Consider the following 21,933-nt stretch of genomic DNA (forward strand, 5'->3'; position numbering starts at 1 on the left):
GTACATTGATTAATACCATGTATTAATATTAGATACTTTTAGTATCATATTTTAATACCATGAGCCAGATCCCACTTGTTTCAAATACGATCAAAATGCTATTGAAGCAGCATAAACTCACTTATAAGGATGTTGCTAAACATCTAGGTCAAAGTGAGGCAACAATAAAGCGAATGTTCTCTAATGACTTATTCTCGTTACAAAAACTTGAGAACATTTGTGAGTTGCTAGAACTTACCTTGTGTGATTTGTTTTCTCTATCGCAGTCCCAGCAATCACAGATCAGCCAATTGAGCGTCCAGCAAGAGCAAGAGCTTATGGATAACCCTAAACTTTTCTTAGTGGCGGTTTGCGTTAGAGATGGTTGGGAATTTGAAGATATTGTTTCAAGGTATCAAATTGAAGCTTTAGAGTGTGTAAGGTTGCTTGCACACTTGGATCGCTTAAAAATGATTCAGTTGTTACCAAATAACAGATACAAATTGCTGATAGCACAGGACTTTAACTGGATCCCTGGAGGGCCATTAGAGTCGTACATTGAACAACAAGTGTTAGGTAAATTTTTACAGGGTGAATTTAACCAAGAAGACAGTTACCGTTTTTACTTAAGGGGTAGCTATAGCGATGCAACAATCGCGACCATAAAACGTCGATTGCAGCAGCTCACCAAAGAAATTGCGCAGCTTAATGAACAAGATATTAAACTGCCGTTGAGTAAACGTAGAGGGGTTGGCCTTTTACTCGCGATGCGACCTTGGCAGCTAGGACAATTTAAAAACATGTTGAGGGAATCCATTGGACCCAAAAATGAAACTGATGGTCGTAATTAAGTTGATAAAAATGCAATTAATAATTACCTTGTAAGGGTACTTTAGGGGAGGGAACCTAGATAAATTATTCTTAATCCTTGAATTAGACTTAATTCGTATGCATTTGCTACATAGTTAGTCGTTGTTATTAGAGTGTTAAATTCATGATTGATTAATTTTTTCTAATTATTTAGTATTGTATTTCTTGGCTCTCAAAGCAGAACAAAAATTAATAAAAATACCACGTGAACCGTGGATTGATGGGTCTTACATGGAACAAAATAGCTCTTTCGCTCAATCAGCAACTTGTCTCAAGCAAGCTGTCCCTTTTATGGTTAAGTATCAGATCCCGTTATCGCCGATGAATTACGCGATATGGTACTGCTATGTGTTGGGTAAAGAGCCAGAACTGAATCAAAAACTCGATGAAATTTTAATGGAACATGGAACGTGTCCGCCTGAAAATGCAAAAGCGCTCTTTGATGAATTTTTAAGCGAGCAGGATCTTGCTCTTTTCCACGAAATGTCAGATCTGGTAAAAGGCACTCTCAATACCGTTGAACAAGAAATCAGTAATACGCTTAACTGCTCAGAAGAATTTTCTGCGGTGTTATCTGAGTGTCATGTCGGGTTACATCAGCTAAAAAAGCAAAATGTAGGGACTGGTCCTGAGATATATGATGGAGTACTTAGCTACGTATCTAAGCTCACCCAAGAGTCTATCGTGATGCAGCACAATGCTCTATGCTTTCAAAAAAAGCTGGAAGGTGCCTATAGTGAAATTAAACAACTTCAAGAAACTCTGATCGTTGCTCAAACCAAAGCGAGTACCGATAAGCTTACAGGACTACTAAATCGAGGTAAATTTGATGACGACATTATTAAGTTTTGTGATGATCCTAGCCAGTTTCAAAAAGTCCTTATTTTTATTGATATTGACCACTTTAAGCAATTTAATGATGAATTCGGTCATCAACGTGGTGATGATGTGCTGCGAAAAGTTGCACAAAAACTTCAGTCACACAGTGAAGGGCAAGGTGCAGCATATCGTTATGGGGGGGAAGAGTTTTGCATTTTAATTTCTTTCTCCAGCATCAGTGAGGCTGTTGGTTTCTCTAATCGTATTCGCGAAGATATTGCAAAGCTGTCTATAAAAGATAAAGAAACTGGTGAAGTGCTCAAACATATCAGTGCCAGCTTTGGCATTGCGCTTTACGGTAAAGAAATGACTTGGCATAGCTTAGTTGAATGTGCTGATAAGGCATTGTACCTCGCAAAGTCTCATGGACGAAACAGAGTTGAAGTAGCAGGTTAGCTAGTTCACATACCTTCCAATTCAGTAGTTCTTGTTCGATAAGGGCTGCTGTCTACATATATTTACAATTTGATAATTTAATCCATTTTTAACTTAAACATCACGTTTGTTTCAATTTTAAACACTAATATTTATGGCTTAAAGGTCGATGAAGTGTCCCTTTTTTGATCTTTAAAGTTAAATTTTTGAAACTAAATTGCGTCATTAATTTGATTTTTGAGTTTTTACTTGCAATTATTTTGTAGCTAAACACGAAGTCGTTGGTGTGTTTACTTTATTAATATAATAAAAATGGAGCGTACGTCAGTGAAGTCAATCAAGCAAATGTTAGTGAGTAGTTTTGTACTCGCGTTGATGGGAACAAGCATCAATGTAAGTGCTAAAGCTTATAAAACGGTATTGGTACATGGGTTTCAATCGCAGCAGTTATCTGCCATTGATCCAACAAAGGTAGAAAGTGATGGTCAGGCTTACTGGGCTGACTATTGGGGAGCACTTGCCGATGAGCGCATTGATTGGCCATCATACGAGCGAATTGAAGGTAAAATTGCAAGCGACTATTTGTGGCCTAAACTACGCACCATGTCTGAGCAAGGTGTATGTCAGCCAGGATGTGTCTTTTTAACGCACTCAACAGGTGACTTAGTTACACGTTATATCATTGATAACCAAGCAAACTGGTTAGAAAACGCAGGTCTTGAACCACTTAACATCGTTGCGACTTTTGATGTTGCCGGGGCGGGTGGCGGTAGCGAACTTGCAGATCTGGCAGTAAGTGCGGCAAATGGACTGGCAAATCCGGTTATAGAGGCTGCGGTGAGGGCTTGGTTAGGTCGTTCAGTGGGTCAAACTCTAGGTGTATTACATGACTTAAAAGTAAATAATGCACGTCAACTGGCTACTTTCCCAAGTGATCGAACACCAAGACTTAGATTTGTAGCCGATGGCGATCTTTATTTTAATGCCACGAAACTATTTTTGCCAGGGATCGACGACAGCGTTGTTGCAGCTCACTCTGCTTGTGGTGCAAACCAAGCTGGTGCTTTTGACAGCTGTAGCGTTAGCGTTGGGATGGACGGTAAGCTGGAAAGCCAAGATGGCGTAAGAAACTTCTGGCCATATCACTATCCAATGTTAATGAGTGATAACTATGATCACTTTTCGGTTATCGTAAATCAGTCAAAAGGCAAAGTAACAACAGCCAATTCATCGATTCAGCTTGCACCAAATAAGCAAGTTGCTTTCTCAACGTATGAAGAAGAGAAGGGCTTTTGGATCTGGAAGAAGAAATATAGATATGTAAGACAGTCAGATAATAACAGCATGTCAGCATTGCTATTTGCTGCTATGCCTGAGTAATTGCGATGAATAAAAAGGTCGTAATTGTAATAAGTGCCCTTGCGGCACTTATTATTTGGTATGTATTTATGCCTGATGACACTGTGCAACCAGCCTTAGTGCAAACACAAAAAGCCAATAAGCAGGCGGTTGTTGAAAAAGCGCCTGATGAGACGATAGAGCCTGAAACTGAAGTGGCTGCGAGTGCCGTAGATATGTCGCCTTTTCAGCTAACAAGCACTCAAAAAGCTGCAAAAGTGATAGCGAACAACTATCGTGAAACTTTACGGTATGCGCCTTATTCTCAGCCATTAACGGTGAATGATGTTGATCGTTTAGAACCAAATCGTTTTATCCCTTTGACGGTTCCAACCTCAGATATGTCCAGCACGATTTCACTCTCGTTAAACAAATATCGCTTTATTTACCCTGAACCCATAAAACTGGTTTTAAAAGGTGAAGCGGTAACGCGCGCCAAAGTTATTGTGAGCATTGTAGATGAGCAAAAGATCTTGCTTGAGAAGTCGCTAGCTGTTTCAGAAGCCGGTGCAATGATTGAGCTCGCAGGTAAGGAAGGTTTTTCTGGCGACTTGCAATTGAAGGTAATGGCTGATGTCGCTGGAGATCCCATTACAATTGTTGCGCAGGCAAAGTATGAGCAGCCAAGTGCAAAGTTGATTGGCTTGAAGCATACAGAAGTAAATGGCAGCGACTTGATAATGACATTATCGATGGATGTTGAAGACGCGGGCATTTATCGTGTTCGAGCAAATTTATATGATGGCGCAGAGCCTTTAGCGCATCTTGTTGCCAAGTCTAAGCTGTCGTCTGGTCGACAAGAGCTGCAATTAAAAGCGCACCAATCGGTACTACCTGATAAAAGTTCAGACCTAAGGCTCATGACGTTTGTGGTAGAGCGTATGTCCTCAGTGCCTGGTGAGCGGACTCGGTTTGGTGAAAGTGAAGTGACCGAAATTCCCTTGATAGACGTCGATTTATCTGAGCTATCAAGAGATCCCTACAGCCCAACAACCAAAGAGCGCGCAAGCTTAGAGTTTTTAGAAGGCATGGCGAGTCAGAAAAATCTTCAATAGCGCATTACTGACTTTAATCAGTGTTGAATCGGCCAACAAGCTCATTGAGATTGTTGGCAAATATCACTAGTTGTTTAGCGCCATCATATAAGGTGTCAGCTGACTGGCTTACCTGTTTAATTGATTGGTTAACCCCTTCTATTTGCGTTCGACTATCACTGGCATAGGCACCTTGCTGCTCAGCTTGCTCAGATATATTCGCAATGATTGGTTTCACACGTGAAATTGAGTTTGCAATATCTTCAAAAGCTTGATGAGCTTGCTCCGATTGCTCAATAGCAGATTTAGACTCCTCAACGCTGAGGGTCATATGGCGTGATACTGAGCGAGTTTGCTCAGTGAGCTTGGTCAATACCTTTTCAATATCCTTGGTGGCGTCATGGGAGCGTTGAGCAAGAGTACGCACTTCATCTGCAACCACCGCAAATCCACGTCCTTGCTCACCAGCTCTAGCAGCTTCGATAGCGGCATTGAGTGCCAGTAAGTTGGTTTGCTCGGCAATGGTTCTAATAACTTCTAATATGTTCGTGATATTGTTGCTTTGATCTTCTAGTTCGCTCATTGCTTTTGCTGAGCTGCCAAGTGAGTCATTCAAAGTGGCCACTTGTTGCACTGTGCTTTGTATTAATGTATTACCATGTTGGGCATGGGCATCTGTATTAGAGATTTCGCTTAGCGCTTGCGTGCAGTTATCATTGACGGTCATCGCCATATTTTCCATTGAATGGGTGTGTTCAGCGGTTTGCTCAGATGTGCTTGCTTGATGATGACATTGACCCCTTATTTCATCGATACTACCGTGAGACTGTTGGGCTTGGTTGTTTAAATTGCTGGCATTACTTTTTATGTCTATGACGAGTGCATTGATTGAGTTTAAAAACTGATTAAACCAAGCTGCTAGCTCACTTATTTCATCATTGCCAATAACTTGCAGTCTTTTTGATAAATTGCCTTCCCCTTGCGCAATTTCTTTTAATCCTTCTGAGACCATTTCTATGGGATAGACAATTTTATTGGCAAGTACGATAGCGATGACAACAAATAATACCAGCATAATGATGGCTATAACGCTAATGTTGTAAGACATGGTATAGGCAGAGGATAAGATTTCATCTTCATCCATTAACGCGATAAAAGTCCAATTAAGTGTGTTTGAATGGTAGAGTTTGGCCATCAACTTGTTAGTACCATTATCAATTTCAATCAAGGCATCTTTGGGGCCGTTTTTGATAGCTTGATATTTGGGGGCGGTTAATTCAGCGATATTTTTAAAGTTACTATCTGGTTGCTTAGGATCAGCCAAGATAGTGCCACTCCCATCCAGTAGCATTAAATAGCCGGTTTCTCCGAGTTGAATATTACTGACAATATCGGTCAAAGTGGCCAGCGTGACATCAAGAGACTGAACGCCAACCAGGGTGTTATCTCGCTTAATGGCTGTTGCAATGGAGACCATGGCTTGACCTGTTACGCCTTGATAAGGGTCCGTAATGACCACGTCATTAGCTGATTTTGTGACTTCTTGATACCAAGGGCGTTTACGTGGGTCGTAGCCGCCAAGTGGCTCTGCTGGGTATTGTATGAAACCGCCTTGAGTTGTGCCTAAATAAACAAATAGCAATTCTGGATGCGTCACGCCAAAGCTTTTAAATAGCTCAAAAATCTCAGCTTCATTACTGCCGGAGGTCTCAGGTGTCATCATTTTTTCAGCACCGAAGTAGGTTGTCGTATCATCTCCTACTAGGGTGACAGCCTGACTTTGTGCCAAAAATCGAGCGTTGTTTTTCATTTGGTCAAAAAACAGCACAAAGGTGTTTTCGACCTGACGTATTTCACTGTCAGAGGATGCGGTAAATCGAGTCAGAGATTCTTCTTTGGTGCGCGTAATACTCATAATTGATATTGCTAATATTGGTATTATTACTGTCATTACAAAACTACTGATCAGTTTTTGGCGCATTCTCATAACTCACTCCTACATCAATGCTTTTAAACAGTATAGTTGCAGAATGACGTCTTGGTTAGGTGAGGTTAGATATAAACTTTAGAAGAGTTTTGTTGCCTTAAATGAGATATTAAAACTCACTTCCCCTTTGTAATTATTGAACGAGATGCTCTTTTTTTAAAATTGCATAAAGGTAGCTATCAGCAAACCCTGAATCAAGTGGCATATGCTCGCGAAGATGTCCTTCTTTTTGCATCCCGAGCTTTTCCATAAGTTGCCAAGAGGCGGTATTTTCTGTGGCACAAACTGCGGTAATTTTATTGAGCGCAAAATGTTCAAATAATTGTGAAATTAAAGCACTAGCAGCTTCATAAGCATAGCCTTTTCTTTGTTGAGTTGGGCTTAAACGGTAACCTATTTCACCGATTTGATGAGCTACATGGGTAAATTTAAATAGCATCTCGCCAATAAAGTCTCCAGAAACTTTATGTTCAATGACCAATAATAGCTTTTGACCATCGATGTTTTTCCACGGTTGGCTCGCTTCTTCGATGCGTTTTTGTACATCTTCAATTGTGGCAGGCTTTCCTATGTACTTTGATGTCTCTAGGTCTCTGCGGGATTGATAAACCGCATGCAAGTCTGAGCTATTTAATGTTCTAATTCTGAGTCTTTGTGTTTCGAATTGCATTGGACGTTCCTTGAATGCTGTGGTTCGGGTTTTTGGCTTTGGCCAAGTTTTTTGCTGCAAAAATAACTATCACAGAAGTTGCAGCAATGATGATTGAGATAGAATTAGGGCCTGTGATCACATACTGATTTGCTAACCATGCAATAATAGAAAAAATTAACAACTCAGTCGCCCCAACCAGCGCATTGGCTGTACTAGAACGGGACTTATGAAAGTGGCCAACATAGTACATGTAGATTGGAAAAAATCCGCCAAAAATGAAGAGAATCGCGCCATATGCAAGGGTGATCGCGTAAACTGAGTCATGAAAAAACCAAAATGTCAGTGCGCTTAATGGTAGGGCTGGCCATAAATAGACGACGACTTTTAAATGACCAATCTGCTTTTGCATTATTTTCGCAAGGGATGAACCGACAAGTAAGCCGCCCATACAGACTGTCATGGCTTGACCAATTTGCTCAGTGGTAAAGCTAAATTGATTACGCAATAAAAACGGAAAATAAAGCTGGATGGTCAAATATAAAAATGTAGGCGCCCATTTAAGCACAGCCATTGAAGTAAAATAACGGCTGAGAAAGATGTCTTGATATTGCTTTACAAGTGCCGAAGGGCGAAGTGACATAGCGCTAGATTGCTCTGTGGGAAATACCGCTAAACCAAAGATCATGACGAACCCATAATAAGCGATCAGCGCATATGACATCCCCTGCCAAGAAAAGTGTTCAGCAAGGGTACCTGCACACAATGGGGTGATAATTGCCACAATACTGGCTGAGATTGCTAAGTTGCCCATAGCGCTATTAAGTTTACTGCCGTTAAATGTGGCATATAAAATTGCGCGGCTAACAAGCACAGGGGCTGCACTACCAATGCCTTGCAATATACGCCCGATCAAAAATGTATTGGGACTGTCAGCGACAGCACACAACAAAGTGCCCACAATCAAAATAACCTGCCCACCGATAAAAATTGGTCGACTACCATATTTGTCACATAGTGGTCCGGCTATGAGTTGAGACGCGCCTAAAGAGAGAAAAAAGCTAATGATGATTGCTTGGCTTGCACCTTCTGTAAGCGCTAAATTTTGCGTAATGTCAGGTAAGACAGGCATAAATATTTGACTAGCCAGTTGAGAGCAAGACAATAAAAAAGCAGCCAATGCAATATACGGATTCAAGATATGCACTCTTCAGGGTTTTACAATGATGCGTACTATATCGTGCTTTTAATGTCCTAAAAATAAGGTAATAATTAAAAGACTTTTTCTTGCTAGGAATTAATATGGATTGGTTAAGCGCTGTTCGTAGTTTTGTGGTGTTGTCAGATATGGGCAGTTTTACAAAAGCCGCGGACGTGATAGGGGTGTCGGCTTCTGCAATGAGTAAGCGTATTGATTGGTTAGAAAAACAGTTAGGCCAGACTTTGTTTGTACGCACAACCCGCAAAGTAAGCTTAAATGAAAATGGGTTGCGATTTTTATCGTACGCGAGAAATTGGGTTGGTCAATTTGATGATATGCTTGAGCAAGCACAAGGTAGTGAGTTGGAGCCTCAAGGCACTTTAAAAATAGCCGCAACTCAGGCGATTGGCAGTAGTTTATTGATGCCAATTATTGAGACATTTTTGCAAAAGTATAAAGATTTAACTATTCACTTAAATATACTGACGCCTGGCTCACCGCCTGATCTTGAGCATGACCTCGTTATCACGAGCTACTACGAAGAGTTTGACTCTATGGCACACAAAGGCATTCGTCTTGCCGATTATCAAATGACGTTATTTGGCGCACCGAGTTACCTCTGTCAATGTGCGAAAATTAACTCCATTGAAGATCTTGCCTCACATAAAATGCTGCTAAGTAATTATTATCAAAAGAAAGGCGGGATCATTTTAGAAGATGGCAGTTTATTTGACTTCAGCCATTATAATTTTGTCTCTGACCATTTGGATGCATTGATGAAAGCTGCTATTCAAGGTATGGGGCTCATTTTTATCTCACCGCAGTATGTGGCACGGGAGTTAACAGAAGGTGTTTTAATCCCTGTATTACCTAACTTGAAATCTGAGGTAAAGCAGCTTTGGGCTTATTACCCGAATACACGCTTTACCCCATACAAAACTAAGCTATTTATCGAAGAGCTTAAATTGAGTCTTACTCAATTAAAAACGGTAATTTAGCCCCGCACTTAACTGAAATTGGTTTAAGACATCACCATCGAAGTGCCAAATACAATTGTCTTGTGTTTGTGGATCATCATCGCAAACAACATGAGATGTATTTTTCACAATCGTGGCCATCCATCTTAGTTCAGTAAAGGCATGAAACCCTGCGCCAATATTATAATCTAGGCCGGTAAATAGACCTGATGCAAAAAAGTCATCGGCCTCAGCAAAGTTTGGTGTAACACGATTTACGCCAATATGGGCACCCACATAGCTAGATAAATTATCGTAGATTGGGATCTCGATTGCACTTTGAAATAGCAAGTACTCCATATCGACCTTTGCAATTTCATTGTCTGCGAATTCTGTTTCGTTAAAGCTATAAAATAAGCCATAGCGCGTATTATTGACTACTCTATCGGCGGAAACGCCAAAATGGCTGCTGTCCTCAAGATCAACTTTAAATTCTTTGGTTGTTTGTAAATCATGATTCGTTGAGTAACCGCTAAATGCAGATATCGCAAAACCAGTGTCAGCTGCGTGAGTATAGTGGCTAGCACTGAATAAGCCTAGAGTCGTAATGATGCCAAGTAGTGTTTTCATACATAATCCTTTTATGCGAAGTTAGCGCTATTTTGGCATAGTTATTTGTAAAAAAGGAAGACAAGCAGTAAGAAATTATCTATCGGTCATAGCTCGTTTTTTATGAGTATTTTGGGCTGTTATATAAAAGATACAAGAGTTAAAAGTTTAGATTTTTAATGTTAGTTTTGTATTTTATCAATTATTCAGGGGAGATGATTCACCTTCTCAAAAGCATATGCTAAAAAAGAGATGAAAAGGTAGCAATACCGTCTATTTTAAAGTCAAATATTGCTAACCTTTTAATGTATTTAACCGTCAATCGTTAAATACAGACTACCAAGTCGCTTTGTACATGTTTTTACCAATGTAGCTTGCAACGTATTTGATGTCTTTTTTGACAACTAACCCGTTGGCAATTGTCTCTGCTGTACTTTGTGCAACAAAGCCATAGTCGTTATCAAGTTTGATAGAGACTAGTTTATCTGTCAGCGCCGCTTCGTTACCTTCAGCAATTAAGTTTATGACTTCTGTGCGCAGTGCATTGTTCATAGCAATCTGCCAAACTAAAATACCGATGCGCGCCTGTTCTTCTACGTCTGCAAGTACTGGAGCATTAGCATCAAGCGCGTCAAAGTTTTCATTGGCCTCTAAATCAGATAGATCTGAGAATGCACAGCGGTAGCCTACATTTGCAAGCACAAGAGAGATCACATCGTTTGAATCTTGCTGTGCGCTGCCCTCAACAATGTAATTCGCAAACTCTTTACTCATGACAACGCTGGTTTCACTGTCGATAGGTACGCCATTAGATTCAAAGAAATTGGTGACTGTGTTATCGTCAGTTAAAGCCACATTACTGCTAGGAATATAATAAATATTTGCCAGCAATAATTTTAACGCCGGTTTTGCGCTTAGTTGTGGATATAAGTTTGATGTTGCGATACGAAGGTCAGTTCTGACGATCATATTTTTTTGCATTTCTAGACAACTAAAACGGTCTTTAACAGCCAGTAGCGCAGACATTTTTTCTTCAGTTAGAGCTTCTTGAGTCATTTTTGTATCCTAATTAAATAGTTTGGCGTCACCTGACAGTTGGATCCAGTCAGGCAGTGATTTCAGTTTACTGTCATTCAAAAACATAAAATCTTGATCAGCTGCATCGCTGTGGCAAGCTGAGCAGTTCTCCTCTTGGAAAAATGATTCCATAGTGGTGTTCGATAAATTGGTCGGTGACATGACTTTGTCTTTGAGCCACTGACTAGCTACCAGCTCGTAGTTGATAAAGTTTGAATTATATTTCTTTAAGCGCTTTTGAGCTTGGTTGTTGTAAACTTGCTGCTGGCTGGCAATCTCTCTTGGTAGCACCAAGGTATTGACTATTTGAGAAGTAGTATTATCAGCTGAAGGACTATTGATCTCACAGCTTGCTTTCGAGAAATCCCATTCATTGTTGCTTTTACAAGACTTTTCAAGCGCACTAAAGGTGCCTTTATCAGTTAAATCAATATTGAATAAATTCCATTCGTTTTGAGTATCTGACTGTACTAATTGTGCCTTTGTTGGCGCATTTTTGGTGTGCTCGTAGGTTGACCAAGACCAGTTATTGATACGTTGTCCATTTAATTCTTTGTATTGGCTAGGGATTGATTTGTTCACTATATGCAGACCCGCCAAACCAACAACCTCTAAAGAGCAGGCTTTTGAATTTGGGTTTACCACTAACGCAACACTGCTGTGGAAGTCGTTGATTTGAGATTTGTCCAATAGCATCCAAGATGCTTTAAGGAACATTGCGCCTCTTTGAGTATTATCATAATTGCCCATTATAAAATCGTAGGGCTTTGCAGGCTCAGGTTGTGACAAAAACTGCCAAGATTGCTCATTTAGATATATTTGATAGAAGACCGGATTATTATTTTTATCAAATAACACATCACCATGGGCGTCGGTTATATCGAACAGCACTTCTACTTTTGAGTTTACAGGGATATTAGGATTGCTGTTGATAAACTTTGACAGTGCAGAGTCACCATTTTTATCTTTTTCAACAAGGCTTTGGCATTGTTGTGGTACGAAGTAATTTAAACTGCTCCAATTTAAGGGTATGTTTTTTAACTGGCTTATATGTAGATCCTGCAAGCGTGGCCAAGTTTGCCAAACAGGTAAATGGTCTGAGCTGGTTGTGTAATCAGCATCTAGATCCGGTACACCTATTTTACCTTGCTGAGATGGCCAGTTGACAGCATAAAACTGCTGATATGCAAAACGTGATGCAGAAGTGTCAGTTGGCGTATTTTCTATAGTTGCTGGGTAACAAGGTTTCAGTGCGTACTCACTGAGCGACCTCTCTTCACATGCCGTTGTTGGCAGCATATCTGATGATGCTTCTGTTGTGCTATTCGATGTATTAAACGCGACGAGATGTGTACTACACATCCCCAGCAGCGAAACCGTAACAAACGGTATTATTTTCATTTGTTGGTGCCCCTTGATTTTTTACTGACTATTTTTTGCCAAAAATTTGTTGTTGCTGTCTCAACTTAGTTGCTTTTTTGGCATAGTTCGACGGTTTGCCAAGCGAAGTGAGTATCTTGTCTTTGATCACAAAGCTGTCAGGTAAATAAAAGTAATCTTTTTGTTTAAAGGCTAACGTGATCGCGTCATTTATATTGGTCAGTGCTTCCTCTTGCTCGGCACTGTTTAACAAGGCTTCTGCATATAGCGACTTGAGCCAAGATAGGTGACCAATTGAGCCTGTATTGATATATGTTTGAAGGTGAGCATGCATATCCGAGATGGAGAATGGTTGCTCAGATTTCATGCGCACCCAGTTCAGTAATATCTCTGCATAAGCATGCCACAGTGTGAATTTGCACTCCTTGGATATATCTAGACATCTTTGAGCGTAGTATTGCACCTTTTCTAAGTCTTTAATTACAACATAGTGATAGGCAGATCGCGCTAGGACATGTACTGTGCAAGCGGGCACGTTATGGCGTAACGCCAAGGCATTTGCTTGTTCTACCAGCTGCTCACTTGTTTCATAGTCATCAAGCAATAAGCAGTTTGAAGCTTGTAAAATATGCGAAGAAATACCGACTTCAAATGGGTAATCAGTAAAAAGCTGATGATGCTTTTCATAGTTATACAAAGATAAGGACTTTGCATAAACTTCGAGAGATTGATTGAAGCGGCCCATTGCCCAGAGTATAGTGCCTTTTATAAATAAAGAAGACACCATGTATTTAACGTTATTGCTTTTCAGTGCACCTTGATAAAGGGTATCTGCAGTTTTTATACCTTCTCTATGATCTGCGCAAACAACTTGTGTGATACCAATGCCCCATAAAACATCAAGGGTAGGCTGTGGGTCGTTAAGGTTGTTACATAGCGAAAGTGCTCGTTCAATATGTGGTCTGACAGAGTTATGGGCATAGCCAACCGTAGCAGCCAACGACATAGAGAGTGTAAATTGTAAATCTATTTCATCTAGGGATGTTTGCTCGCAAGGCGTTACGAGTTGGACCTGCTCGATGGCACGTTCAAATAAGGGGATGGATAATAAGTTCAGTCCAACTTGGTTTTTAGCTTTACCGGCTTGCGTATTAAGTGTGTAAGCTTGCTGATACTCTTCTGCCTTTTCGTAGTGAAATGCAACATCCTCGAGTGCATGTTTAGTATTCTTATGCATGCCGCTCGCAATCTTTAAGTGCATGCCTTTTCTCGTTGAAGCTGAAGCACTGTCATACGCAGCATCTCTGACTAAAGCGTGTTTAAATACATAGCTGTCACTATTTACACGTCTTTGTTGAACGATCAGTTCTCTTTCAAGTAGTTCATTTAAGTCATTTTGTATTTGATCTTCACTCAAAGATGACGCTTGAACGAGCAACTCATACTCAAATTCTCGCCCAATGGTAGCTGCAAGTTGAGCTGTTTCTTTGGCATGGACTAAGTTATCCAGTTTTTGCTGCAATGATTCCCTTAAGCTGCTAGGTACCTGTTCTAAACGCTCTGGACTAATAAATGTGATTGCGCCATCTCTTTCGTGTATCAGTTGCTTTTCTTTGAGCATACTCACGAGTTCTTCGATGAATAGTGGAATGCCATCAGTACGTTTAACTAGCACCGAACACACATTATCAGACACGCTTTGACTATCAAATAGCTGCTGGATAAAGTCTGTAGTGGCTTTGGCAGTGAGCTTATTAAGTTCCACCTCCAGTAAAGTCAGGTCATGTAAGTTTCTAGGGCAAGGTTGTCTGGACGTACTTATCATTACGCTACCATCTTGCAGCTGAGCTGCGAAGTAACGTAAAAAATCGATAGTGATTGCATCTGCCCAATGAATATCTTCAACGATATAAAGTTTAAATTCACTGATACTTGATTTGCGTGTCAATAATAATGCGCTTAAGCCTGCAAAAAGTATTGCCTTTTGTTCATCGGGGGAATGTGAAGACGGCTGCATGTCCTCGGGCAAATCTATCGCCAGCCAAACCATTAGTACGGGTACGGTTGCATCAATGTCTGATTGAGCTAGGCCATATTCAGTTAAAGCATCTACTAAAATTTTTGTAATATTCTGTACTGATTGATTGTCAGTATTAAAGAGGTACTTAACTAGATTCAAAACTGGATATAAAGCGCTGTTTTGATGCTCTGGCAGACATTGGGCTACTAAGTGTTGGTATTGACTAGCGTTGTCTCTGACTTCTTGTAAGAGTCTAGATTTTCCGATCCCAGCTTCACCATAAATATGTGCAATACGAGTGTTGTTTTCACCGTTTATTACGGAGAGGGTTTTGTCTAACTCAGTCTGTCTACCGATAAGTTTATGGTGACTTTTAGTACCGCGCATGAAGCCAAATGCTTCTACACGTTTTTCGCCTTTAAGGTTAAAGATGGATAATTGTTCAAATGACAACCCGATTTGAATATTGTCAAAGTAATCAAAGTCACTATATGGCTCTAAAATAGCGCGAGATTCGGCAGAGCAAAGAATTTGACGTTCACCAGCAAGTCTCGCAAGCTCCATTGCTGTATTAGCGATGTTACCTTCTGGAACTGAGTTGGCATACGTGACAAAAATACCAGAATGGATCCCAATGTGGGCATTGAGTTGAATATTATGGGCTTCTTGCATTAAAGCATTGCGCTTAGAGAGTTCACTGATGACATCTAAAGCCGTGCGAGCGCTCAAACGCGTGTCATTGTCACTGGCAACGGGATAGCCAAAGTAAAACAACATGGTATCGGCTAGGTTTCCGACATGATAAGCGCCAAATCGGGTCGCGATATCGATGCAGTGATTGCGTTGAGATTTAAAAAGCGTATCTATGATATCAAAATCTTTGGCATTGTCTGTGAGCCTTTTAGCACTTAATCGAAGTGCTAATACTGTGATTTGTTTGCGCTCAGTAAGGGTTGTGTAATCGTGTACAACAGGACTATTTGGGTCGTCATTGCGCAGAACAACCGTATTGTCGTCAAAACCATGTTGTGCCTGTACATCAGCTAAAATACCGACCAAGTTAGACACGTTCATGGTATTTAACTCGGAAAATACTTCTTTACCGGAGATCACTCGCTCAGCGGCGTTTTTCTGTAAGACTCGACGCAGCAGTCCTGAAAGCGGGTGCCCGAGCAGGGCGCTGGGGATCGGGATATGCACGTCACTAAGCTGCTTATGATATATTGAAGCCACACTTGACCCCGTAACCGCAGGCATACCCGTTAAGCATTCAAGTAATACTAGACCCCATACGTATAAGTCAGTTTTCTCAGAGGCTGGCTCCCCTCTTAATTGCTCAGGGGCACTATATGAAGGCGTGCCGATTGTTTCTTGCGTTAACGTTATGGTTGCGAAGTCTTGATGACGGCTTTCTTGCGTGAGAGTACCGATACCAAAATCAAGGATTTTTGCATGCGTTTTCGCTCCCGCTTGTGTAAGCATTATGTTGGCGGGTTTGATATCTCGGTGAATGATACCTTTTTTATGGGCGTGTATCAGTGCATCGAGCACTTGTAACATAATATCGGTGGCTTCAACTGCATCCAGCGCCCCTTCTTGCATAAGGTATTCACGTAGTGACTGGCCTTCAATATACTCAAAAACACCATATAACAGGTGCTCATTGACCTGCCCTTTATCTAATAATCGAACAATATGTGGGTGCTCTAATTGTCCACTTAGTGCGGTTTCACGTTTAAAGCGTTCAACATATCGCTTCTTTTTTGATTCTTCTAAGTGTGGCTCGAGGGCTAGGAATTTTATAGCAACAGTTTGTTCTGTATTTTTATTGCGTGCTTTATAGACTTTACCAAAACCGCCTTCGCCAATCTTATGAAGAAGCTCATATTGGGAAGAATCGAAGTTATTCTCTATATATGGGTCAGAAAAATGAGTTAATGACATTATGTTTATTCTACGAGTTAATTATTGTTGCCAAGAAACATTTGATGCAATTGAATGTAGATAGTACATCGTTTTTTAGTGGTTGACGATTACAAGTTATAATTAATTTCACATATATAATACATACGATTTTTTACCTAGTAAGAAACGGTTGTTTTATTTTTATTGTTTTAAATTTAAGGATTAATTTTTTCATATTTTGTCTCTAATATAGGTTTATCAACAATTGCGCCATATGATTATTGTGTTTTCCTGCTTTTTAGATTGGTATTCTGATTTTTTATACACAGTCAGATAAGAATAGTTATTCTTTAATTTAAGTCTCTTAGTGAGAAAAATATTTCACATTCAAAGATACTTAAAATTAAGTCCAATCATTAAGGGTTACTTACTATATTTCTTTTAGTGTTTTTTTACTTGTTGATGTAATAAGGTGTAATATTTTATTGTTTCCTTTCCTGTAATAATGAATTCAATTGCTTACAGAAGGAATAGTTTATGAGGCGTCGTGGGTTCATTAAATCAACATTCATAATGAGTGCATTGGGCGGTGCAGGGTTCTCATTGCCTGTTTTGGCGAATCAAAGCAAGCTTACAACTTTATATGCACGCAGATTAAATGACTCTGAACTTTTGTCTACGAAAATTAACCCTCCTGCGCTTTTAATTGAAAACCCACAACAAACTATCGTTGAAATAAACCTCAAAGCGAGAGTAGCAAGACGTTATGGTAGCAAAGTATATATTTTGTTTGAGTCCACGAACCAAATAAAAATATATGATGATAAGGGGCAAAAAGTCGGTTTTGTTCCATTGAATATGCATGTTAAAGATTTTGCTATCGATGAAAAGCGCCAGCGTTTATTTGTCATAGGGGAAACGAGCTATTCTATCTATGTTTTAAACTTTAAAGGCGAGGTTCTAGGTTCTTTTGGAGAGTTCGGTACTGAACTAGAGCATCAGTTAAGTGGGATTAAATCGATTACTTGTGATGAGCTAGGATATGTCCATGTTTTAGATTCTAATTCAAATAATATCAAATTATACGACAGTCAAGGCGTATATTTAAAAAGCTATGGGCCAAGGAGCTTATATGCAAAAACTCGCCTATCTACCATAGATGGCTATCATTCTATCACTGCTCTCGGTGGCAAGTTTGCAGATACCGTCTATAAATTTGATATTTCTGGTCAGCCTTTAGGGTAGTTTTATGACTCTCAGTTGTGCACAACCAACGAAGGTATTGGCGGGCGCAAAGCTCGATTTATCTTGCTGTGTTAATGCTCTGCTCGATGATGTTATTTCTGTCAGCAACTCTCACTGGTGTAGGCATGTAAACACATCTTGTTTTACAGGTGAGTGGGATGTACTAGCGCTCTATGCTGATCAAGCTCATTTGGATGCTCATCCAATTTTACAATGTTTCTCTATCGAGGAGTGTAACGGGCAGTTTTCACCTTTGCCTATCATGGGTAGCCTGCATGAAATTGAACGCTTTCTAAGTCAATTCAAATGTCCCTTTAAGTCAGTGAGACTGATGCGTTTAGGGGCAGGTAGTCAGATCTATCCGCATCAAGACCATCGCTTGTCTTTGGAGTACGGCGAAGCACGGATCCATATTCCTATTACTGGCTCTGAAGAAATTGAATTTGTTGTTGGCGGACAAAAAGTGCCTATGCGCAATGGGGAAGCTTGGTACGTCAATGCGGATTTAGAACACAGTGTTTTGAATCGAGGCTTCAAGGCTAGGGTTAATCTGGTAATTGATTGCAAAGTAAATGCTTGGCTTAAAAATATCATTGAATGTTCCGAGCAAAAATTTTAAAGCTGCATATACTCAATAAATGCACATAAGAGGATAAGGATTATGGTGCAATTTACCATACCGGAGGGGCTTCATATTCGTCCCTCAACAGCTAGTGATAAGCCATTTATCGAAAAGCTGCACAGAGAAGTAAGACAGGATTTGCAGTGTATTGATGGTGAGCAAGACTTTATTGAGTCCATCGTTGAGATGCAGTTAAAAGCGCAAACTCAAGGCTATGGTGCTCAGTACCCCAATGCAATGTACTTCATTATTGAAAAACACGGCGAACCAATTGGCAAGGCCACGCTTGATTTTGGTCACAACGAAATTCGCTTGATTGATATCGGTTTTTTAATCTCTGCACGAGGTCATGGTTTTGGACGGGCAATTATTCAGTCTTTTCAACACTGCGCTGCACAATCAGCTGTGCCACTTACCTTATCTGTTTTGAGTCACAATTTGAGCGTTAAACGTTTGTATTTAGAGCTCGGGTTTCAAATATCTGAGGTTCAGTCTCCCTATGAACTAATGATTTGGTACCCCCCAGCAATGAAGAGCATCGTTGGCGTTTAATTTGGTTTTGCCCTGAAGGCAATGCCTCTGTTAATCAATGCATAAAAGAGTAGCAATAAATGGAAAAAGTCACGCAAGAGCTGATGAACTCGTTGGTTGGTCAAGAGATCGATGTATTTTCGTTACAAAATGAACAACAAGTAGGTACGTTAGCAATCAGTAAAGTTGAGCAAGGTCGAATCGACACTGAAGAATTTTCTTCTTTTAGTATTTCATTGCTAGGCGATCCTAAAAACCAACTACCTCAAGATAATTACTTATTTAAACACAATGCGTTTGGTGAATATCCAATGTTTATGAGTATTCACGATATTGATAAATATCAGATTGTTATTTCTCGCAGACGTAATTAAGAAGTGGGGAAACCCAAGTCAAAAGTAAGGAGTGGTTTTTATGGTTAATCCGTATTTAGGCATGATGCAGATGATTGCCTTTAACTTTCCACCAGTACACTGGGCTGCGTGTAATGGCGCATTGATTGCTGTAAACGACAACCCAGCGCTGTTCTCATTGCTCGGCGATACATTCGGCGGCGATGCTCGTACCAATTTTGGACTGCCAGACATGCGCGGGCGCGCACCTGTATATCAAGGCAAGTATGGCATTGTCCAACAAGGACAGAAAAGTGGCTTTGAAGACGTTACTCTGACTAATGCACAAACAGGTCACAATCACGATTTTCAAGTCGATTCGCTAGAAGGTGATAGCTTTTTACCTTTTAGTAATTCAAATCCAACTGCTCGATATACGATATCGACAGCCAATACACAGTTTCCAACTGGGGTTAAGCAGTTTTATGCAAATAATTCTGGTGGATTAGATACCTTATCGTCTCAAAGCATGGGCACTGTAGGGTCCAATGCGCCGCACACGAATATGCAGCCGACAACGGTAATTGGTTTTATTATTGCACTTAATGGTGCATACCCGCCTAGAAACTAAGCAAAGGAGCATAATATGAGTGATGCATATTTGGGTGAAATTCGCATGTTTGCAGGCGTGTATTCACCATACCACTGGTCATACTGTGCAGGCCAGCTACAAGCGATAACTGATAATCAATCTTTGTTTAGTCTATTGGGTACTAATTACGGTGGAGATGGCCGAAGTACCTATGGGTTGCCTGACATGCGCGGGCGAATCCCAGTCGGCGACGGTCAAGGGCCTGGCCTGACAAATCGAGTTTTAGGGCAGCGATTTGGTGCCGAACAAGTTGTATTGTCAACGGATCAATTGCCAGTACACAGCCATACGGTCCAAGTTACCACTGCGACGTCTGAGTTACAGGCACCAGTAGAAGGGCAGTCTTATGTTGGCAGTGAATTGCACTTCTTACCTGATTCTACCGCAGGGTTAGAGACCAACCCATTCAGCAATCGAGCTATAGGCACAACGGGTGGTGATGAACCGCACGAAAATAGAATGCCGATGTTGTATCTCGGTTTTATTATTTGCATGAACGGTATATACCCGTCTCGTAACTAAAGGAGTAATAAAATGGATCCATTTATTGGTCAGGTTGATATGTTGCCTTACACCTTCGCGCCAGTGAGTTATACGTTCTGTGATGGGCAATTTGTTGATATCTCACAAAATCAGGCATTGTTTGCAGTTATAGGTACTACCTATGGAGGCAATGGTCAAACCAACATGCAAATGCCGGATCTGCAAGGTAGAAGTCCAACCATGTTTGGTACTGGACCAGGTTTGTCTCCGGGAGATTTAGGTGACCGTGTTGGTTTACCTGATGTTGTTCTGATGGAGAGCCAGTTACCTTCGCATACTCACGAGTTATACGCAGGTAAAACGATTAAAGATGGTTTGGTTGATAGATCTAATGGCACCGGTTTACTCTCCGCAGCTAGGGCTACAACGGGTGGTGTTGCTCGTGTTTATTCATCTGATGATTTGGGTGGGTCAAACATTTACCTTAACCCACAAGCAGTATTAAGTAACGGGCAGAATCAAGCTCATGAAAACAGGCAACCATATCTAGCAATACAATTTTGTATTTGTATGGATGGGATCTTTCCTCCTAGGAGTTAAGTGAGCAGTTAGCAGTGAAAGTTTTAGGCTGTTTTTTAATTCTATTAGCATTTGGGGTTGTCGCAGACACCCCCAATAAACCCTTTATTACTTTTAAAAATAACCTAGAAGAAATTAAGTTATACCCATCAACTCAATCGGATATTTATAGCAGTAACATTGGGCTAGATTTTTATCTAAATTACAAATTAATTGCTCAAATTGATAAACGTAAAGCACATAACGTCTTGCCGATTGCTGCAAACCAAATACTGGCAGAAAATGTACATAGCTCAACTGTTCTAGTGTCACCTACAAAGACCCATTTTTTGTCTGCTTATGAACAGCTAAAGCAATTAGGTGGAGTGGTGAATGTTCAGCCCGATTTTGCAATTGTCCGCAGGCAAGCACAGATCGAGAAAACACCAAAAAATATATTGAAAGCGCAACAGGTCAGGCAACTTCACAGGCACAAATGTGTTTCGTCGTATAGTCCTAGGAGAATTGCAATTATTGATGAGGGTATGAGTTTATCAGAGCCTGCGCTTTCAACGTTTAATGTACTGCTTGAATATGATGCAGACCGCCAACAACTTTTATCAAAAACACAGGTCACAAATGGTCATGGCAGCATGGTTGCTAATGTCATAGCGAGCAACTTAAAGTCTCAAACAATTGAGCAGGGTGTCCCCGCAGCAGAGCTAGTGACTATTCAACAAGCTAGCACCTTGAATTCAGCCATGATTTTGGCATTCAGTGTTTCCCAAAAAATGCAGGTAGACGTGATTAATAGCAGTTGGACATTGCCTTTTGTTTCCGAGTTGCTGGCTAATGTGATCCGCGATGGGCTAACTGAAGGGGGCATTTCTTACATTATCGTATCGGCAGGCAACCATGCACAGGATGCTTGTGTGAGCAATAAACTGTCGTTGATAAAAGGCGTAACAACAGTTGGTGCATTGTCTTTTGATGGAACAGTTGCACCGTTTTCAAATTATGGCAGGTGTGTAGATGTGTATGCGCCAGGCGTATTTTCCAAAAAAGAACAAGGTTCAAATTTCACTATACATGGGACGTCTTCGGCTGCCGCTTGGATCACCGGAGAAGTGTCACATCTGTTGGGGTGTGGCCTGACAAACAATGAAATTAAACTCAATAACAATTATTAAG

20 protein-coding genes are annotated in these 21,933 nt (G+C 40.5%); 13 read left to right on the top strand and 7 right to left on the bottom strand.

Annotated features, from left to right (window positions below; translation table 11 throughout):
* Window positions 1-59: 59 nt before the first annotated feature.
* The 4 genes from QNM16_RS14720 (at window position 60) to QNM16_RS14735 (ending at window position 4,556) form a co-directional block, all read left to right on the top strand.
* The gene (locus QNM16_RS14720; RefSeq protein WP_284021196.1) at window positions 60-830 is read left to right on the top strand and encodes a helix-turn-helix domain-containing protein; all 771 of its coding nucleotides are present in this window, start codon (window positions 60-62) and stop codon (window positions 828-830) included.
* 250 nt (window positions 831-1,080) lie between these two features.
* Entirely contained in the window at window positions 1,081-2,124 is a 1,044-nt protein-coding gene (locus QNM16_RS14725; RefSeq protein ID WP_284021197.1) for a GGDEF domain-containing protein, read from the top strand.
* Between the two features lie 291 nt (window positions 2,125-2,415).
* A complete protein-coding gene (locus tag QNM16_RS14730; RefSeq protein WP_284021198.1) occupies window positions 2,416-3,483 on the top strand; it encodes a hypothetical protein in 1,068 nt (355 codons plus the stop codon).
* 5 nt (window positions 3,484-3,488) lie between these two features.
* Window positions 3,489-4,556, top strand: a complete 1,068-nt coding sequence (locus tag QNM16_RS14735) for a hypothetical protein (protein ID WP_284021199.1) — start codon at window positions 3,489-3,491, stop codon at window positions 4,554-4,556.
* A 13-nt stretch (window positions 4,557-4,569) separates the two neighbouring features.
* On the opposite strand, the gene QNM16_RS14740 is transcribed toward QNM16_RS14735, so the two are convergent.
* From QNM16_RS14740 to QNM16_RS14750, 3 genes are all read right to left on the bottom strand, one after another.
* Window positions 4,570-6,522, bottom strand: a complete 1,953-nt coding sequence (locus tag QNM16_RS14740; RefSeq protein WP_284021200.1) for a methyl-accepting chemotaxis protein — start codon at window positions 6,520-6,522, stop codon at window positions 4,570-4,572.
* Between the two features lie 133 nt (window positions 6,523-6,655).
* The gene (locus tag QNM16_RS14745; RefSeq protein ID WP_284021201.1) at window positions 6,656-7,192 is read right to left on the bottom strand and encodes a GNAT family N-acetyltransferase; all 537 of its coding nucleotides are present in this window, start codon (window positions 7,190-7,192) and stop codon (window positions 6,656-6,658) included.
* Window positions 7,161-8,369: an MFS transporter gene (locus tag QNM16_RS14750; RefSeq protein ID WP_284021202.1), complete on the bottom strand. Its 1,209-nt coding sequence runs from the start codon at window positions 8,367-8,369 to the stop codon at window positions 7,161-7,163. The genes QNM16_RS14745 and QNM16_RS14750 overlap by 32 nt, the downstream gene beginning before the upstream one ends.
* A gap of 104 nt (window positions 8,370-8,473) precedes the next feature.
* Here QNM16_RS14750 and QNM16_RS14755 point away from each other — a divergent pair, with 104 nt between their 5' ends.
* Window positions 8,474-9,370, top strand: a complete 897-nt coding sequence (locus tag QNM16_RS14755; protein ID WP_284021203.1) for a LysR family transcriptional regulator — start codon at window positions 8,474-8,476, stop codon at window positions 9,368-9,370.
* On the opposite strand, the gene QNM16_RS14760 is transcribed toward QNM16_RS14755, so the two are convergent.
* The 4 genes from QNM16_RS14760 to QNM16_RS14775 all read right to left on the bottom strand — a co-directional run bounded on the left by QNM16_RS14760 (window position 9,353) and on the right by QNM16_RS14775 (window position 16,358).
* Window positions 9,353-9,958, bottom strand: a complete 606-nt coding sequence (locus QNM16_RS14760; RefSeq protein ID WP_284021204.1) for a hypothetical protein — start codon at window positions 9,956-9,958, stop codon at window positions 9,353-9,355. The two genes, QNM16_RS14755 and QNM16_RS14760, sit on opposite strands and share 18 nt — an antisense overlap.
* A gap of 315 nt (window positions 9,959-10,273) precedes the next feature.
* A complete protein-coding gene (locus QNM16_RS14765) occupies window positions 10,274-10,993 on the bottom strand; it encodes a hypothetical protein (RefSeq protein WP_284021205.1) in 720 nt (239 codons plus the stop codon).
* Between the two features lie 9 nt (window positions 10,994-11,002).
* Window positions 11,003-12,415: a hypothetical protein gene (locus QNM16_RS14770; protein WP_284021206.1), complete on the bottom strand. Its 1,413-nt coding sequence runs from the start codon at window positions 12,413-12,415 to the stop codon at window positions 11,003-11,005.
* A gap of 28 nt (window positions 12,416-12,443) precedes the next feature.
* Entirely contained in the window at window positions 12,444-16,358 is a 3,915-nt protein-coding gene (locus QNM16_RS14775; protein ID WP_284021207.1) for a TOMM system kinase/cyclase fusion protein, read from the bottom strand.
* Window positions 16,359-16,856: 498 nt separating this feature from the next.
* Between QNM16_RS14775 and QNM16_RS14780 the strand changes: the two genes are divergently transcribed.
* Genes QNM16_RS14780 through QNM16_RS14815 form a run of 8 tightly spaced genes read left to right on the top strand, consistent with a single transcriptional unit; the run spans window position 16,857 to window position 21,932 of the window.
* Window positions 16,857-17,564 carry an NHL repeat-containing protein gene (locus tag QNM16_RS14780; protein ID WP_284021208.1) on the top strand — a complete coding sequence of 236 codons (708 nt, stop codon included), beginning with the start codon at window positions 16,857-16,859 and terminating at the stop codon, window positions 17,562-17,564.
* A 4-nt stretch (window positions 17,565-17,568) separates the two neighbouring features.
* Complete coding sequence (locus QNM16_RS14785) at window positions 17,569-18,183, top strand: aspartyl/asparaginyl beta-hydroxylase domain-containing protein (protein WP_284021209.1); 615 nt, start codon at window positions 17,569-17,571, stop codon at window positions 18,181-18,183.
* A gap of 42 nt (window positions 18,184-18,225) precedes the next feature.
* Window positions 18,226-18,738, top strand: coding sequence for a GNAT family N-acetyltransferase (locus tag QNM16_RS14790; protein WP_284021210.1), 513 nt, complete (start codon window positions 18,226-18,228; stop codon window positions 18,736-18,738).
* 59 nt (window positions 18,739-18,797) lie between these two features.
* Complete coding sequence (locus tag QNM16_RS14795) at window positions 18,798-19,091, top strand: DUF6916 family protein (protein WP_284021211.1); 294 nt, start codon at window positions 18,798-18,800, stop codon at window positions 19,089-19,091.
* Between the two features lie 40 nt (window positions 19,092-19,131).
* Window positions 19,132-19,680 carry a phage tail protein gene (locus QNM16_RS14800; protein WP_046357142.1) on the top strand — a complete coding sequence of 183 codons (549 nt, stop codon included), beginning with the start codon at window positions 19,132-19,134 and terminating at the stop codon, window positions 19,678-19,680.
* Window positions 19,681-19,695: 15 nt separating this feature from the next.
* Complete coding sequence (locus tag QNM16_RS14805; protein ID WP_284021212.1) at window positions 19,696-20,223, top strand: phage tail protein; 528 nt, start codon at window positions 19,696-19,698, stop codon at window positions 20,221-20,223.
* Between the two features lie 12 nt (window positions 20,224-20,235).
* Window positions 20,236-20,784: a phage tail protein gene (locus QNM16_RS14810; RefSeq protein ID WP_284021213.1), complete on the top strand. Its 549-nt coding sequence runs from the start codon at window positions 20,236-20,238 to the stop codon at window positions 20,782-20,784.
* 14 nt (window positions 20,785-20,798) lie between these two features.
* Window positions 20,799-21,932 (top strand): S8 family peptidase, encoded by a 1,134-nt coding sequence (locus QNM16_RS14815; RefSeq protein WP_284021214.1) that lies wholly within the window; start codon window positions 20,799-20,801, stop codon window positions 21,930-21,932.
* Window position 21,933: the final 1 nt, after the last annotated feature.

The sequence above is a fragment of the Pseudoalteromonas umbrosa genome (genome assembly GCF_030125375.1).
GTDB lineage: Bacteria > Pseudomonadota > Gammaproteobacteria > Enterobacterales > Alteromonadaceae > Pseudoalteromonas > Pseudoalteromonas umbrosa.

Coding starts and splice junctions, on each gene's coding strand:
- QNM16_RS14720 (WP_284021196.1), top strand. CDS start 60: ATGAGCCAGATCCCACTTGTTTCAAATACGATCAAAATGCTATTGAAG.
- QNM16_RS14725 (WP_284021197.1), top strand. CDS start 1,081: ATGGAACAAAATAGCTCTTTCGCTCAATCAGCAACTTGTCTCAAGCAA.
- QNM16_RS14730 (WP_284021198.1), top strand. CDS start 2,416: ATGGAGCGTACGTCAGTGAAGTCAATCAAGCAAATGTTAGTGAGTAGT.
- QNM16_RS14735 (WP_284021199.1), top strand. CDS start 3,489: ATGAATAAAAAGGTCGTAATTGTAATAAGTGCCCTTGCGGCACTTATT.
- QNM16_RS14740 (WP_284021200.1), bottom strand. CDS start 6,522: ATGAGAATGCGCCAAAAACTGATCAGTAGTTTTGTAATGACAGTAATA.
- QNM16_RS14745 (WP_284021201.1), bottom strand. CDS start 7,192: ATGCAATTCGAAACACAAAGACTCAGAATTAGAACATTAAATAGCTCA.
- QNM16_RS14755 (WP_284021203.1), top strand. CDS start 8,474: ATGGATTGGTTAAGCGCTGTTCGTAGTTTTGTGGTGTTGTCAGATATG.
- QNM16_RS14760 (WP_284021204.1), bottom strand. CDS start 9,958: ATGAAAACACTACTTGGCATCATTACGACTCTAGGCTTATTCAGTGCT.
- QNM16_RS14765 (WP_284021205.1), bottom strand. CDS start 10,993: ATGACTCAAGAAGCTCTAACTGAAGAAAAAATGTCTGCGCTACTGGCT.
- QNM16_RS14770 (WP_284021206.1), bottom strand. CDS start 12,415: ATGAAAATAATACCGTTTGTTACGGTTTCGCTGCTGGGGATGTGTAGT.
- QNM16_RS14775 (WP_284021207.1), bottom strand. CDS start 16,358: ATGTCATTAACTCATTTTTCTGACCCATATATAGAGAATAACTTCGAT.
- QNM16_RS14780 (WP_284021208.1), top strand. CDS start 16,857: ATGAGGCGTCGTGGGTTCATTAAATCAACATTCATAATGAGTGCATTG.
- QNM16_RS14785 (WP_284021209.1), top strand. CDS start 17,569: ATGACTCTCAGTTGTGCACAACCAACGAAGGTATTGGCGGGCGCAAAG.
- QNM16_RS14790 (WP_284021210.1), top strand. CDS start 18,226: ATGGTGCAATTTACCATACCGGAGGGGCTTCATATTCGTCCCTCAACA.
- QNM16_RS14795 (WP_284021211.1), top strand. CDS start 18,798: ATGGAAAAAGTCACGCAAGAGCTGATGAACTCGTTGGTTGGTCAAGAG.
- QNM16_RS14800 (WP_046357142.1), top strand. CDS start 19,132: ATGGTTAATCCGTATTTAGGCATGATGCAGATGATTGCCTTTAACTTT.
- QNM16_RS14805 (WP_284021212.1), top strand. CDS start 19,696: ATGAGTGATGCATATTTGGGTGAAATTCGCATGTTTGCAGGCGTGTAT.
- QNM16_RS14810 (WP_284021213.1), top strand. CDS start 20,236: ATGGATCCATTTATTGGTCAGGTTGATATGTTGCCTTACACCTTCGCG.